The organism is Flavobacterium amylolyticum, from assembly GCF_048284335.1.
Lineage (GTDB): Bacteria > Bacteroidota > Bacteroidia > Flavobacteriales > Flavobacteriaceae > Flavobacterium.
Genome location: NZ_JBLVPG010000001.1, coordinates 724,983 through 738,359 on the forward strand (window position 1 = coordinate 724,983; position 13,377 = coordinate 738,359).

At 34.9% G+C, this 13,377-nt stretch carries 13 protein-coding genes and 2 tRNA genes; 6 read left to right on the top strand and 9 right to left on the bottom strand.

Annotation, left to right across the window (positions count from 1 at the left end; all coding sequences use genetic code 11):
- Window positions 1-310: 310 nt before the first annotated feature.
- A complete protein-coding gene (locus ACNQF9_RS03245) occupies window positions 311-1,681 on the bottom strand; it encodes a saccharopine dehydrogenase family protein (protein WP_417989634.1) in 1,371 nt (456 codons plus the stop codon).
- A 171-nt stretch (window positions 1,682-1,852) separates the two neighbouring features.
- Here ACNQF9_RS03245 and ACNQF9_RS03250 point away from each other — a divergent pair, with 171 nt between their 5' ends.
- The 3 genes from ACNQF9_RS03250 (at window position 1,853) to ACNQF9_RS03260 (ending at window position 5,208) form a co-directional block, all read left to right on the top strand.
- On the top strand, window positions 1,853-2,266 hold the full coding sequence (locus ACNQF9_RS03250) for a DUF423 domain-containing protein (RefSeq protein WP_417989853.1): 414 nt from the start codon (window positions 1,853-1,855) through the stop codon (window positions 2,264-2,266).
- Between the two features lie 56 nt (window positions 2,267-2,322).
- Window positions 2,323-3,924: a phosphoenolpyruvate carboxykinase (ATP) gene (gene pckA / locus ACNQF9_RS03255; RefSeq protein WP_417989635.1), complete on the top strand. Its 1,602-nt coding sequence runs from the start codon at window positions 2,323-2,325 to the stop codon at window positions 3,922-3,924.
- 183 nt (window positions 3,925-4,107) lie between these two features.
- A complete protein-coding gene (locus ACNQF9_RS03260) occupies window positions 4,108-5,208 on the top strand; it encodes a DUF4407 domain-containing protein (protein ID WP_417989636.1) in 1,101 nt (366 codons plus the stop codon).
- Window positions 5,209-5,281: 73 nt separating this feature from the next.
- Here ACNQF9_RS03260 and ACNQF9_RS03265 read toward each other — a convergent pair whose 3' ends face one another.
- The 5 genes from ACNQF9_RS03265 to ruvC all read right to left on the bottom strand — a co-directional run bounded on the left by ACNQF9_RS03265 (window position 5,282) and on the right by ruvC (window position 9,114).
- Window positions 5,282-5,992 carry a PH domain-containing protein gene (locus tag ACNQF9_RS03265; protein ID WP_417989637.1) on the bottom strand — a complete coding sequence of 237 codons (711 nt, stop codon included), beginning with the start codon at window positions 5,990-5,992 and terminating at the stop codon, window positions 5,282-5,284.
- Between the two features lie 69 nt (window positions 5,993-6,061).
- The gene (locus ACNQF9_RS03270) at window positions 6,062-6,433 is read right to left on the bottom strand and encodes an MmcQ/YjbR family DNA-binding protein (protein ID WP_417989638.1); all 372 of its coding nucleotides are present in this window, start codon (window positions 6,431-6,433) and stop codon (window positions 6,062-6,064) included.
- Window positions 6,434-7,222 carry a cyclase family protein gene (locus ACNQF9_RS03275; protein ID WP_417989639.1) on the bottom strand — a complete coding sequence of 263 codons (789 nt, stop codon included), beginning with the start codon at window positions 7,220-7,222 and terminating at the stop codon, window positions 6,434-6,436.
- Between the two features lie 85 nt (window positions 7,223-7,307).
- Window positions 7,308-8,444, bottom strand: coding sequence for a radical SAM family heme chaperone HemW (gene hemW, locus ACNQF9_RS03280; protein WP_417989640.1), 1,137 nt, complete (start codon window positions 8,442-8,444; stop codon window positions 7,308-7,310).
- Between the two features lie 115 nt (window positions 8,445-8,559).
- Entirely contained in the window at window positions 8,560-9,114 is a 555-nt protein-coding gene (gene ruvC / locus ACNQF9_RS03285) for a crossover junction endodeoxyribonuclease RuvC (RefSeq protein WP_073205242.1), read from the bottom strand.
- 23 nt (window positions 9,115-9,137) lie between these two features.
- Here ruvC and ACNQF9_RS03290 point away from each other — a divergent pair, with 23 nt between their 5' ends.
- Window positions 9,138-10,082 carry a hypothetical protein gene (locus tag ACNQF9_RS03290; protein ID WP_417989641.1) on the top strand — a complete coding sequence of 315 codons (945 nt, stop codon included), beginning with the start codon at window positions 9,138-9,140 and terminating at the stop codon, window positions 10,080-10,082.
- Window positions 10,079-11,176 (top strand): glycosyltransferase family 2 protein, encoded by a 1,098-nt coding sequence (locus tag ACNQF9_RS03295; RefSeq protein WP_417989642.1) that lies wholly within the window; start codon window positions 10,079-10,081, stop codon window positions 11,174-11,176. Before ACNQF9_RS03290 ends, ACNQF9_RS03295 begins: the two co-directional genes overlap by 4 nt.
- Window positions 11,177-11,357: 181 nt before the next feature.
- On the opposite strand, the gene ACNQF9_RS03300 is transcribed toward ACNQF9_RS03295, so the two are convergent.
- Entirely contained in the window at window positions 11,358-11,834 is a 477-nt protein-coding gene (locus ACNQF9_RS03300; RefSeq protein ID WP_417958818.1) for a hypothetical protein, read from the bottom strand.
- 481 nt (window positions 11,835-12,315) lie between these two features.
- Here ACNQF9_RS03300 and ACNQF9_RS03305 point away from each other — a divergent pair, with 481 nt between their 5' ends.
- Entirely contained in the window at window positions 12,316-12,816 is a 501-nt protein-coding gene (locus ACNQF9_RS03305; protein WP_417958819.1) for a DUF456 domain-containing protein, read from the top strand.
- Between the two features lie 67 nt (window positions 12,817-12,883).
- Here the strand turns inward: ACNQF9_RS03305 and ACNQF9_RS03310 are convergent.
- Together ACNQF9_RS03310 and ACNQF9_RS03315 are read right to left on the bottom strand one after the other, a co-directional pair.
- Window positions 12,884-12,960 (bottom strand) — tRNA-Asp (locus tag ACNQF9_RS03310).
- Between the two features lie 283 nt (window positions 12,961-13,243).
- A tRNA-Asp gene (locus tag ACNQF9_RS03315) sits at window positions 13,244-13,317 on the bottom strand.
- Window positions 13,318-13,377: the final 60 nt, after the last annotated feature.

The window sequence follows — 13,377 nt, forward strand, 5'->3', positions numbered from 1 at the left end:
TTAGATTGGCGAAGGCCTGCCTTACCTTGCGATTTCCAAATGTAATCAAATTTTCTTACAATTTAGTAAATAAACGGTGCGTCATTGGAATGCGTTGCGTGAGGGATGGCAGCGAAAATCCTTTATGTTTTTTCTTTAAAAACATAAAGATTGCAGCGAACAGCCCGACCCGAAGTTGCGAGGAGGAACGACGAAGCAATTTGAGGGTCACGCCCATACTTCGGCTACGCTCAGCATAAATAAAGAATTTTAAAAAACAAATCCGCTTCAAATGAAGCGGATTTATCAAACTAAAAATCTAAAAAAACTACTAACTAAACTCTTTATCCGGATTGTATCCTAAATACGACATGGATTGTTCTTTGAAAACAACACCATATTCTTCTAATTCTTTCAAAATAGGCACATAGACTTCTTTACGAATAGGCAGTTGCACTCCCGGAGTCGTGATTTTACCATTCAGTATTAATAAAGTTGCCATGGCAACGGGTAAACCCACTGTTTTTGCCATCGCAGTATACGTCTGATCGTCGCCAATACAAACCATTTTGGAATCTATTTGTTCTTTTTTGCCATGTATTTCGTATCCAAATTTATGATACATGACAATCATATCTTTATCTTTAGGTTGAAGTGTCCAACTGTCACTGAGTATTTTCTCTAAAATTTGTGCCGGAGTAGCATTCTTCAATCCTACTTTTTTATCCCGATTGAACAAATCTAATTCTAACAATTTGTCCCACATGATATCATCTTGGTCAATCTTGAGAATCAAACGCGTTTTAATTTCTACAGAATCCGTAGGATGATACGGCAAGAAAGAATTCACAAATTCTCGATAACTCATATTCTCAGAATCTTCCATAAAATAACTATCATCTGTCATTCCTAACTGGACAAACATATTCCAAGCTTTAGAGAAACCAACCCTGCGAATCGTTCCTCTATATAACGTAAGTACATTATCTAAACCATAAACACTGCGATATTTCAAGGAATCCCGATTCGAATAGGCTTCAAATCGCCCATATCCTTCTACATCCAGAAACTCAGTTCTGCGGAATAAATTACAGTACGGTATGTATTTATAAGTTCCCTCTTGAATAAATTTGGCAGCGCCACCCTGTCCAGCGAGAACTACATTGCGTGGTGCCCAAGTAAATTTATAATTCCAAAGATTAGTATCGGATTCTGGAGCGACAAGTCCGCCACAAAAAGATTCAAACAAGAGCATCTCGCCTCCTTTTTCTTTAATCTCATCAATCACTTTCATGGCACTCATGTGGTCAATTCCAGGATCGAGCCCGATTTCATTCATGAAAATCAGATTGTTTTCTTTGGCTGCAGCATCTAATTCCTGCATGGCATCACTTACGTAGGAAGCGGTAACCAAATGTTTTTTGTAAACAATACAATCCTTAGCTACCTCAATATGCAAATGAGCCGGCAACATTGAAATAACAATATCAGCAATTTGAATCGCTTTTCTTCTTTGGTCTTTATCAATAATATCTAAAGCAATCGCTGTTGCATTGACATGATTATTTGTTTTTTTTTGTGCTAAAGCCAATGACAAATCACCAATAACAAGATGTAGATTCTCTTTTTCTGATTTGCCTAAAAGATATTGAATCAAAGAGGAAGCTGATCTTCCTGCTCCAATAATCAAAATTGTTCTCATTTTTACATATTTATAACACAAACATACGAAATTGTTGTATTCATAACAAACTGTTTTGATTTATTTTAAGATGAAATAAAAAATCTACCAAAAAATCCTCTACTAAACTGAAAGTAATTTTTCAAAACGTTTTTAAATCGAGAGAATATGAAATACTTTTACAAGAAAAAAATGGACAAAAAGATTCTTTCAACTGGAACAATTATAGGGATGATTGCTATAATTCTTGGTGCTTTTGGCGCGCATGCCCTAAAAAAAGTACTGTCTATTGAACAATTATCTACTTTTGAAACCGGAGTGCGCTACCAAATGTACCATGCGCTGCTTTTATTGTGTATTGGACTACTGAAAGACATACCCGAAAAAACCAAAAAAGTAATCTATTTTTTAGTTCTTTTTGGTGTTATTCTATTCTCTGGGTCTATTTATTTATTAGCAATAAATCAGCTTACTACTTTCGATTTTAAAGCAATTGGATTTCTAACACCCATTGGTGGTCTCCTATTAATACTGGCTTGGGGTGTTTTACTAATAACATTACTAAATAAAAAAAGCACAAAATCAGAAGAAGTAAAGGCTAACTGAAATATAATTTCTACTTTTGCACTCTATAAAAAAAGTAACTACACAACAATTAATTTATGGACAATAACACACTTTTCACGCAATCGATTTCGTTAAAAGAATTAGGAATTGAAAATGCAAAAATTCATTACCAGTTATCCCCTGAAGAATTACACGACATAACAATTAAATTAGGGCAAGGAACAGAAAGCTCAACCGGGGCATTAGCTGTAAATACAGGAGAGTATACTGGCCGTTCGCCACAAGACCGATATATAGTAAAAGATAGCATAAGTGAGAATCATGTATGGTGGGGGAAAGTAAATATTCCATTTGAACCAGCTGCATTTGAATCTTTATACAATAAAGTCACTGCGCATTTATCCAACAAAGAAATTTACGTAAGAGATTCTTATGTATGCTCTGATCCAAATTATAGATTAAATGTTCGTGTCATCACAGAGACTCCTTGGGCAAATTTATTTTGTTACAATATGTTTTTAAGACCCGAACAGGAGGAATTAACGAATTTCAGCCCAGAATGGACTTTATTGTGTGTACCAAGCTTTATGGCGGACCCAGCTTTAGACGGAACACGTCAAAGTAATTTTGCTATTCTTGACTTTACAAGGAAGGTAGTTTTAATTGGAGGTACTGGCTATACTGGAGAAATGAAAAAAGGAATTTTTTCTGCTTTGAATTTCATTTTACCAGTTTTCAAAAATACGCTGCCCATGCATTGTAGTGCGAATGTGGGAGAAAACGCGGATACTGCCATTTTCTTTGGATTATCAGGAACTGGAAAAACAACTTTATCTGCCGATCCTAACAGAAAGCTAATTGGTGATGACGAACATGGTTGGACCAATGAAAACACGGTTTTTAACTTTGAAGGTGGATGCTATGCAAAAGTCATAAACCTTACTGAAGAAAATGAACCAGATATTTTTAGAGCTATTAAAAAAGGCGCCATATTAGAAAATGTAATTTTTAAAGAAGGAACAACTGAGGTAGATTTTGAAGATGTATCCATAACTCAGAATACTCGTGTAAGTTATCCAATATACCATATTGATAATATTCAGCCTGGTTCAATTGGGGAAAACCCAAAAAACATATTTTTTTTAACCGCAGATTCATTCGGAATATTACCTCCAATATCTAAACTAACTCCTGGACAAGCCGCCTATCATTTTATATCCGGATATACCGCAAAAGTAGCTGGAACTGAGGCTGGAATTACAGAACCGCAACCTAATTTTTCGGCTTGTTTTGGCGCACCATTTATGCCATTACACCCAACAAAATATGCTGAGATGTTGAGTAAAAAAATGAAAGACGCCAATGTAAAAGTTTGGTTAATCAATACGGGTTGGACGGGTGGTCCATACGGAATAGGAAGCCGAATGAAATTAAAATACACACGAGCTATGATTACAGCTGCATTAAACGGAGAACTGGACGATGTAGCTTACGAAAACCACCAAGTATTTGGAATTGCAAAACCACAAACGTGTCCAAATGTACCTAGCGAAATATTAAATCCTAGAAATACATGGGAAGACCCTGAACTATACGACATAAAAGCAGTAGAATTAGCTGAAAAATTCAAAGCAAACTTTACCAAATTTGAAGAATTTGCCAATGCCGAAATCATGGCAGGAGCACCATTAGCCTAGGTTACTATTAATTCAAGAAACTACAGCGCCACTCTTTACGAGTGGCGCTGTTTTTATAGCTAAAAAGCTAATTAAAATCAAATCAAGTATTTATACCAATATTCATTTTTTGGCGTTAAATTTGTAATCATCAATCACCCGAGCTAGAATAGCGAACTGGCGAAGCAATCAAAAAAATCAATCATGTTAAAACAATTTTTTACCCTCTGTTCTGGAGCTGACAAGGACCTTCTTGAAGGTTGTTCCGAAGGCGAACAAACCAAGTATGTTGGTATTGGCGCCACCGTACTCTTTACTGCGGTCATGGCTTTTCTTGCCAGTTCATATGCGCTGTTTACTGTTTTTGACAGTATGTATCCCGCAATCGCATTTGGCGTTGTTTGGAGTTTGCTTATCTTTAATTTAGATCGCTTTATTGTTTCCACTATTCGAAAAAGAGACCAATTTGGAAGTGAATTTCTACAGGCTACTCCTCGTATTATTTTAGCAATAATCATTGCGATAGTGATTTCGAAACCATTGGAAATTAAAATCTTCGAAAAAGAAATCAATACCGTTTTATTGAAAGAGAAAAATGCCATGGCTTTGAATAACAAAAAAGAAATGGCGAATTATTTCAAATCGGATTTAGACAAAAACAAAGCTGAAATAACCGGTTTAAAATCGGAAATTGCCAAAAAAGAAAAAGAGGTCAATACACTCTATGAAACTTACATTACGGAAGCTGAAGGAACTGCAGGAACTAAAAAATTAGGCAAAGGACCCGTTTTTAAAGAAAAAATTGCCAAACATGATTTGGCCAAAAAAGAATTGGACACTTTACAGAAGACCAACTTGGCTAAAATTACTGAAATGGAGAAAAACACCAAAATCCTGCAAACCGATTTAGATAAGAAAATTACCGAAACCCAGCCTATTATAGATGGATTTGATGGTTTAATGGCTAGAATCAATGCTTTGGATAAATTACCTTGGTTGCCCTCCTTTTTTATTATGCTCTTGTTTCTAGCCATTGAAACGTCTCCTATTATTGCCAAATTGCTTTCTCCAAAAGGCGAATATGATTATAAACTGGAAGATCTGGAAACAGCATTAAAAGCAACAATCGAACAAGACAAATACCAACGTACTTTATTGGTGAAAACTAGCGCAACGATGCACGACAAAGTCTACGGAGATATTGCTGACGATAAAAAACTTTATGATTTACAGCGAAAAAATGCTACCGATTTATTAGAATTACAATCCAATAATTTTGTAGAAAAGCAGAAAAGAACGCTTTAAGTCAAAGGTCGAAAGTCCTAACGTCAAAAGGGAAAATATCTTTTGACGTTAAGACTTTCGACTTTAAGACTAATTACATATAACTCAAAATTTCTTTTTTGAAAGCGTCATATTCGCCTTGTAAAATTAATCCGTTATCCAGTAATTTTTTATAATTCTGTAATTTTTCAAAAAGTTCATCTTGTGACAAATCGCTTAAAGATTTGTCTTTAGATGGCACTGCTACCTCTTGGAATTCTTGATTTTCAGCAATGAAATTGGGTTGTGAAACAGGCATTATTTCAGCAAAATTAGTCACTTCTTCCGTTTCCATTTCCTCGATAATCTCCACTTCTTCTGCTAGTGAAACCGGAACTTCATCCATCATGGTGGCATTCAATACAGACCCAATTTTCAAGATATCCAATTGCTCTTTAGCGTAGGTGAAAATTTTTCGGGCTTGGATCTTAGGAATATAATCAATCGAAACCTCCATATTGGTTCTAGTTGTAAATGAAAATTCAGAACCCAGAATATTTTCTTTCACAAAAGTGCCTTCAATCTCGTCCCAAGTGTAATCAATGAAATTCATTGAAAGTCCCAGGTTTTTAGGTTGACATATAATAATTCTTTTATTCGTCATCACAATACTATCCGGCAAAACGGTAATCGCTGGTTTTTTTTGAACAGCGATATACCCTATTTCTTCATTCTTCATCAATAAATCACTCAATTTAGAAGCGATTTTTTCAATAGCTTTTGGGTCTTGTTCTTCGTTTAAAAATTTCTTAAATTGTTCTTTCATGTGATATGCTGAGTTAATTTCAGTAGCTATTTATAATTTTTATTCTGAATTTCTTCGCAAAAGTAATGCCTAATTTTCTAATTCTTGAATTTCACTCTGCAATTTCTTTGTTAAACTTTTGAGAACCAAACCATAGGAATGATCAATCAATTCTTTGACAAGCGCATCCGAAACTGATGCATTTATCGCAATTGTATTCCAATGGGTTTTACTCATGTGAAAACCCGGTTGAATAGCATCGTGTTCAGCGCGCAATTCCTCCGCGTACTCCGGATCACATTTTAAATTAACGGATGGCTCCCCTTTTTCCCACTGATTTAAAGACGACAACGCAAACATTTTTCCGCCCACTTTAAAAACTAGTGTATCTTCATCAAACGGAAAATGCTCCGTCACTCCTTTTTTAGACAAACAATATTCGTAATAGGTTTCTAAGTTCATTTATGAAATTATTTTTTCATCATTTAAAATAGCATACAAAACTGGCTTACTGGGACTCGCATCATTCTCAAAAGATGCGATTTGTAAATTCAGCAAATAACCTCCGTCTTTAACTTCGTCAGATACAAAAATCATTTCGGTAATCGTGCAATCCAATCGTGCATCTGCATTTAGATTGTTAACATCTTTTACATTCCAAAAAGCTTTGTGTGCCAATAATTTTCCATCATCTTTTTCTTTATCGACACTTGGCAAATCAATTAATAAATGTTTAATTCCGCTTTCGCGGATGAAACGCGCAGCATCTTCCTCCAGAAAAGGCGGGTTCGTATTCGAATATTTTAAAGATTTTTTTATTTTAAAATTCGGAAGTGTTCTTATAATTAGAGCTTCAGAAGTTTTTCCACTCAAACTTTTTTCAATCTGACTTTTTGTTATCACCAAATCTTCTCCTTGTATTTCTGGGACAACCGAAATCAATTCTGCCAAAAAGAAAAACTGTTTCAGCGATTGATTAATACTATAAAACTCCCGCGTAATGTGTCCCAAACATTCGGTATGAGTTCCGTGTCCGTGTGGATTGAAGAAAATAGTATTGAAATTAGTAGACGATTTTCCTTCCGAAACTTTGCCTATCCAATCCCCAAAAACCACGGGCTCAATTTCCGGTTTATTAATATACCATGCAATTGGATTTTCATCTGTATTCGTCAATGAAATCGAAATATCAATGGGTTTTGATAAATCGACTTCAATGGTGTGGCTGTTATGTTGAATTGTTGCTAACACAAATTATGTTTTACACCACTCAGACGCTAAAGCACAAAGATTAGTATCAAACTTTGCGTAAAACTTTGCGACCTTTGCGGTTAAGTTACTCTTCCAAATTTAAGTAAAACAAATCACTTGCAATTCCATCTGTCAAAAACTTTCCTTTCGGTGTTGGCTTCAAGATATTGTTTTTGATAAAAACTAAATCATCATCAAGGAATTTCTGAGATTGTTTGTTTAAATATTCCAAATACTCACTTCCAAACTCCTTTTCAATTCTATCTAAAGAAACGCCCCAAATCGTTCGCAAACCCGTCATAACATATTCGTTGTATCGATCCGTAATTGAAAGAAATTCTCTTTCGTTTGGCAGTTTATTTTCTTGAATGGATTTCAAATAAATCGAATTATTCGAAATATTCCAACTCCTCGAAATACCATCATAACTGTGCGCCGAAGGACCAATTCCAAGGTATTTTTTCCCCAACCAATACGCCGAATTATTTTTGGAAAAATATTTTTCCTTTCCAAAATTAGATAATTCATAATGAATAAAATTATTGGCTTCAAGGGTTTCTACCAAAATAGCAAAATGTTCTTGGGTGGCTTCATCATTAGGAGCCGCAATTTTTCCGATTTGAATGAGTTTTTTCAAAGCGGTTTTGGGTTCCACTGTCAAGGCATAACTTGAGATATGCGGAATCCCAAAACTCAAAGCTATTTCTATATTTTTTTTCCATTTTTCATTGCTCATTCCTGGAATTCCATAAATCAAATCAAGGGAAATATTGTCAAAATATTTGGTGGCTTCTTCCAAACATTTTTTGGCTTCCGCCGAATTATGAGCTCTGTTCATCAGTTGTAAGTCTTCTTCAAAAAAAGACTGAATCCCAATGCTTAATCGGTTAATTTTACTTTTAGACAATTCGATTATTCGTTCACTTGACAAATCATCTGGATTGGCTTCCAGTGTAATTTCAGGATTTTCTGAAACAGAATAATTTTTACACACTTCTGTTATCAGGAAATTAATTTCTTTTGAGGTCAAAACACTTGGTGTTCCTCCGCCAAAATAAATGGTTTCGACTTCTTCATTCTCAAACTCACTTTTGCGCATTTGAATTTCTTTGGCAATTGCCAATACCATTTCTTCTTTCTTCTTCATAGAGGTTGAAAAATGAAAGTCGCAGTAATGACACGCCTGCTTGCAAAAAGGGATATGGATGTATATTCCGCTCATTTATTAGTATTCAGTTTTAAGAAAGTGGTCGGTGGTCCGTTTTTTAGTATCCAGTCTTGAGAAAGTGTTCAGTTAGCAGTTATTTAGTAATCACATATGTACTGAATATTAATCACTACTTTTTAACTCGTTCTTCGTTTTGTTTAACAAAAGCATCCCATCCAGTATAGCTTTTCTCTCCAACTACTTTCCCTGAATTGAAAAAATGACAAACTGCAGCAGCCAATCCATCAGTTGAATCCAGATTTTTGGGTAATTCTTTTAACCCTAAAAGTTGCTGTAGCATTTTGGCAACTTGCTCTTTACTGGCGTTTCCGTTTCCTGTAATTGCCATTTTTATTTTCTTGGGTTCGTATTCAGTAATAGGGATATCTCTTGAAAGTCCTGCTGCCATAGCTACACCTTGTGCGCGTCCTAACTTCAACATCGATTGTACGTTTTTACCAAAGAAAGGTGCTTCAATTGCAATTTCGTCTGGATTGTGTGTATCAATCAACTCAATCGTACGTTCAAAAATGATTTTCAATTTTTGATAGTGATTATCGTATTTGGACAATTGCAATTCGTTCAGTTGCAAAAACTCCATTTTTTTATTGACAATTTTTATCAATCCAAAACCCATAATCGTTGTTCCCGGGTCAATTCCTAATATGATGCGTTCGTTTGCCAATTTTAATTTGTTATTTTGCAGTAATGATTACAATTCCACACAAAACTAAGCAATTCCTCGTACTTCTAATCAAACTTTTGATTGTGGGCGGTGCGTTTTATTTTATTTACAATCAATTAGCCAATAACGACAAACTGAATTGGCAAAATTTCATCGTTTTATTCCAGAAAAACCAGTCCATTGGCGGAATTGCGTTTATTTTGCTATTGAGTGTTTTGAATCGGTTTTTTGAAATCTTGAAATGGCAAAACTTAGTCGCATTTATCCATAAAATCTCTTTGGGAGCAGCAACCAAACAAGTTCTCGGCGCATTAACCGCGGGACTTTTTACACCGAATGGAGTTGGAGAATATGCCGGAAAAGCGTTATTTTTTGATAAATCAAACACTAAAAAAGTGATTTTCTTGAACCTGATTTGCAACGGAATCCAAATGATATTGACCGTTATTTTTGGAATTTTCGGGTTGTTGTATTTCAATGCGCAGTACAATGTGATTACCACAAAAACGGTAGCACTGCTTTTTGGAATTCTAATACTCCTTTTCATTGTTTTATTTTCGGTCAAAAAAATCACTATAAAAGGGTATTCTATCGAAAAACTGATTCATAAGATTAATGAAATTCCAAAATCAATTCATCAAAAAAACATCTTTTTAGGCATTTGCCGTTTTTTGGTTTTTTCGCACCAATATTACTTTTTGTTTCTGGCTTTTGATGTTGACTTACCTTATTTAATAGCTATTGCTACGATTACAAGCGTTTATTTTCTAGCGTCCTCTTTACCCACTTTTCAGTTTTTGGACTTTGCTGTAAAAGGAAGTGTGGCGGTTTATTTCTTCGGAATTCTTGGCGTAAACGAATGGATAGTGATTTTTATAACCACACTTATGTGGTTTCTGAATGTAGTTCTGCCTGTAATGATTGGCAGTTATTATGTTTTGAATTTTAAAACTAAAAATCCAATATGATTTTTGTTTTGTGCTTCGTTATAATTCTGTATTGCGTTGCGATTACCTTCTTGATTTATGGTTTCAACAAAGTAAATGCTATAGATTATATTGGCTTAACGCCAAAAACAAAATTCTCCATTATCATTCCTTTCCGGAATGAAGCGGAGAATTTACCTGTTTTATTAGAAAGCTTGTCGAAATTGAATTATCCAATGGAATTATTTGAAGTGATTTTGGTCGATGATGAATCGGAAGAAGCCTTCAAAACTAAATATTTAAAATTTAAAGTTTCGATTATAAAGAACATTCGGGTTACGAATTCACCCAAGAAAGATGCCATTGTAACAGCAATGCAAATCGTAAATACGGACTGGATTATCACCACCGATGCGGATTGTGTGATCAGTAAAAACTGGTTATTGGCATTCGATAATTATATTCAACTTCATGATGTTGCTATGATTGCGGGCGCGGTAACGTATAATTGTAGCAATTCATTTCTACATCATTTCCAGCAATTGGATTTGGCTAGTTTACAAGGAGCAACAATAGGAAGTTTTGGAATTAAAAAAGGATTTATGTGTAATGGTGCAAATTTTGCCTACACGAAGTCCTTCTTTCAGGAACTAAATGCCTTTAATGGAAATGATGGGATTGCCACCGGCGATGATGTTTTCCTGTTGCAAAAAGCGATTGCGAAATCCCCTGAAAAAGTACATTATCTAAAATCTCAAAACAATATTGTCCTCACAAAACCACTGGACAATTGGAAACCATTATTTTACCAACGCGTTCGATGGGCATCTAAAACAAGCTCGTATCAAAGTAATTTCGGAAAAGGACTGGGTCTGTTAGTTTTTGCAGGAAATCTGAGTTGGATATTTATTCTTGGGTCTTGGTTCTTCGATTTAACTGCTTTTCAGAATGTATTTTTAGTATTTACTTTAAAATTTTCAGTCGATACTATTTTGATATACAAAACCAATTGTTTTCTAACCAAAACCCAAATACAGCATTTATTTTTGAGCAGTCTGTTATATCCTTTTTTTAGTGTGAGCGTGGCTTTGTATTCGTTGTTTGGAAAATACGAATGGAAAGGTAGACGATTTTAGATTGTAGATTTTTGATTTAACGCATGTTTAAAAAACTAAAACAGTCCGTTTTCAGCTTATAATTATTGGAGATATCTAAAGGTTTACTGAAATCAAAAATCTTTATCCGAGCCAAAAGTAATTAATAACGCAATCTGAAATCAAAAATCGTTAATCTTCATTCGGAAATCCTTTTTAATAACTACTCCACTTTAAGAATGACCGGAAGAATAAATTGTGTTTTTACGGGAATACCACGCTTGATCGCTGGATTTATTTTTGGGAAACCAACCAAACGGGCTTTCAGAATACTGTCAATCTTGATTCTGTCGTAGGTTACGGAATCTTTAGGGAATTGAGGTTCAAATTGCAGGGTTGCATTAGGAAAAACAGTAACCTTTACTTCAATCGTATCCAGTTCAGGATAGAGAACAGAAAGGGTGTCAATGCTCAATTTCTCTTGAATCAGCTGCGTTAAAACCTCAAAAAAACAGTGTTGGCGTTGTTTTTTATCATCTATTTTTTCACAATCTACAACCGATGGATATTCATCGACTTCTTTCCAATTGATGGATTTCAGTTCCTTTTGCAACAATTCTTTTTCCGATGGAATTTGCTTGTCAAAGTATTGACAGGAATTAAAAAATATAAATACTAAAAAGAGGTAATGCTGCTTCAAGGTTTTGTTTTTGAATTGGACTAATATTCTATAAAAATACAATTTTTTTTTTGAGATGCTTTCGAAAGCAAATAATCTTCGTAGTTTTCAGCAAACCATTTCTTTTTGTTTTCGGCAGCAATTTCCTTTTGATCTGGATCCAGAGCCGCTAATTGATTTGAAAAAACAGCAATCTAACTCATAAAATTATAAAATTCGTCTTTGGTCAAGACTGCATTGGGATTTGATTTTTTATCAAAAAATTCAAAAAAATCTATCAAACTCTCTCTTACAAAAATTCTATACTTTTACTCAATTCTCGTTGTAAATAGTTTCCTTTAAAAGCGCATGATTACTATTTACAATTTTTTCTTGGCCATTTACAGTCCGAAAAGAAAAAAAGAAAAAGAACATAATCGAAAAGAAAAAACTTAATTTAATACCTTTTATAAACTTGCTAAGTGTTGCTTTTCTGTTTTCAAAATTAGTAAAAAATAAATTTATGGATGTACTGCTTTTGGTTCTTGGTTTTATGTGTATGATTTTAGGGGTTTTTGGCAGTTTTTTACCGGTTTTACCTGGGCCAAGTGTGAGTTGGGTTGGGCTGGTATTACTGTATTTTACGAAGGCTGTTCCAGCAAATTATTGGATATTAGGCATTGCATTCTTAATCACTGTAATCATATCGGTTTTAGATTATGTGATTCCCGCAAAGGGAACCAAAAAATTTGGCGGAAGCACGTATGGCATCTGGGGAACAAACATCGGTCTGATTATTGGAATTCTTGCTCCAGTACCTTTTGGGTTCATTATCGGTCCTTTTGTTGGTGCGTTGATAGGCGAACTTATTTATGATTTTAAAGACCACAACAGGGCTTTTAAAGCGGCCGCAGGTTCCTTTGCGGGGTTTCTAGCTTCCAGTTTTATGAAATTTGTGGTTTGCGTAATGTATTTGGGATTGTTTGTGTGGATTGTATGGAACTATAAATCTCAGTTGTTTTAATGTACCTTTAGTTTTAGAACTATATTTAACAAAAAAAGCTTTTCTATTACGAAAAGCTTCTTATTACTGGCGGTCTGGACGGGACTCGAACCCGCGACCCCATGCGTGACAGGCATGTATTCTAACCAACTGAACTACCAAACCAGTATTTTAATCTATAACATTTGAAGCCGTTAATCCAGCTTCTTGAATCGAACCCGTCTCGTCCTAAAAAACGAGATGACTGGCATGTATTCTAACCAACTGAACTATCAAACCTGCTTTATTTTTAAATCAAAAAAGCTATCCACCAGAGTGGAAAGCTTTTCATTGGTCTAACTACTAAACCCGCTACGAGTTACAAATTCGTAGCAAACAACACAACTAACGTTAAAAACCTTATGGGGCAAAAAAGCCTTTCTGTTACGAAAGGCTTTCCCCAATATTGCGGTCTGGACGGGACTCGAACCCGCGACCCCATGCGTGACAGGCATGTATTCTAACCAACTGAACTACCAAACCTCTGCGTTATTGCGGTGGCAAAGATACAATAGATTTCCGTTTACGCAAGCGTTTTATAAA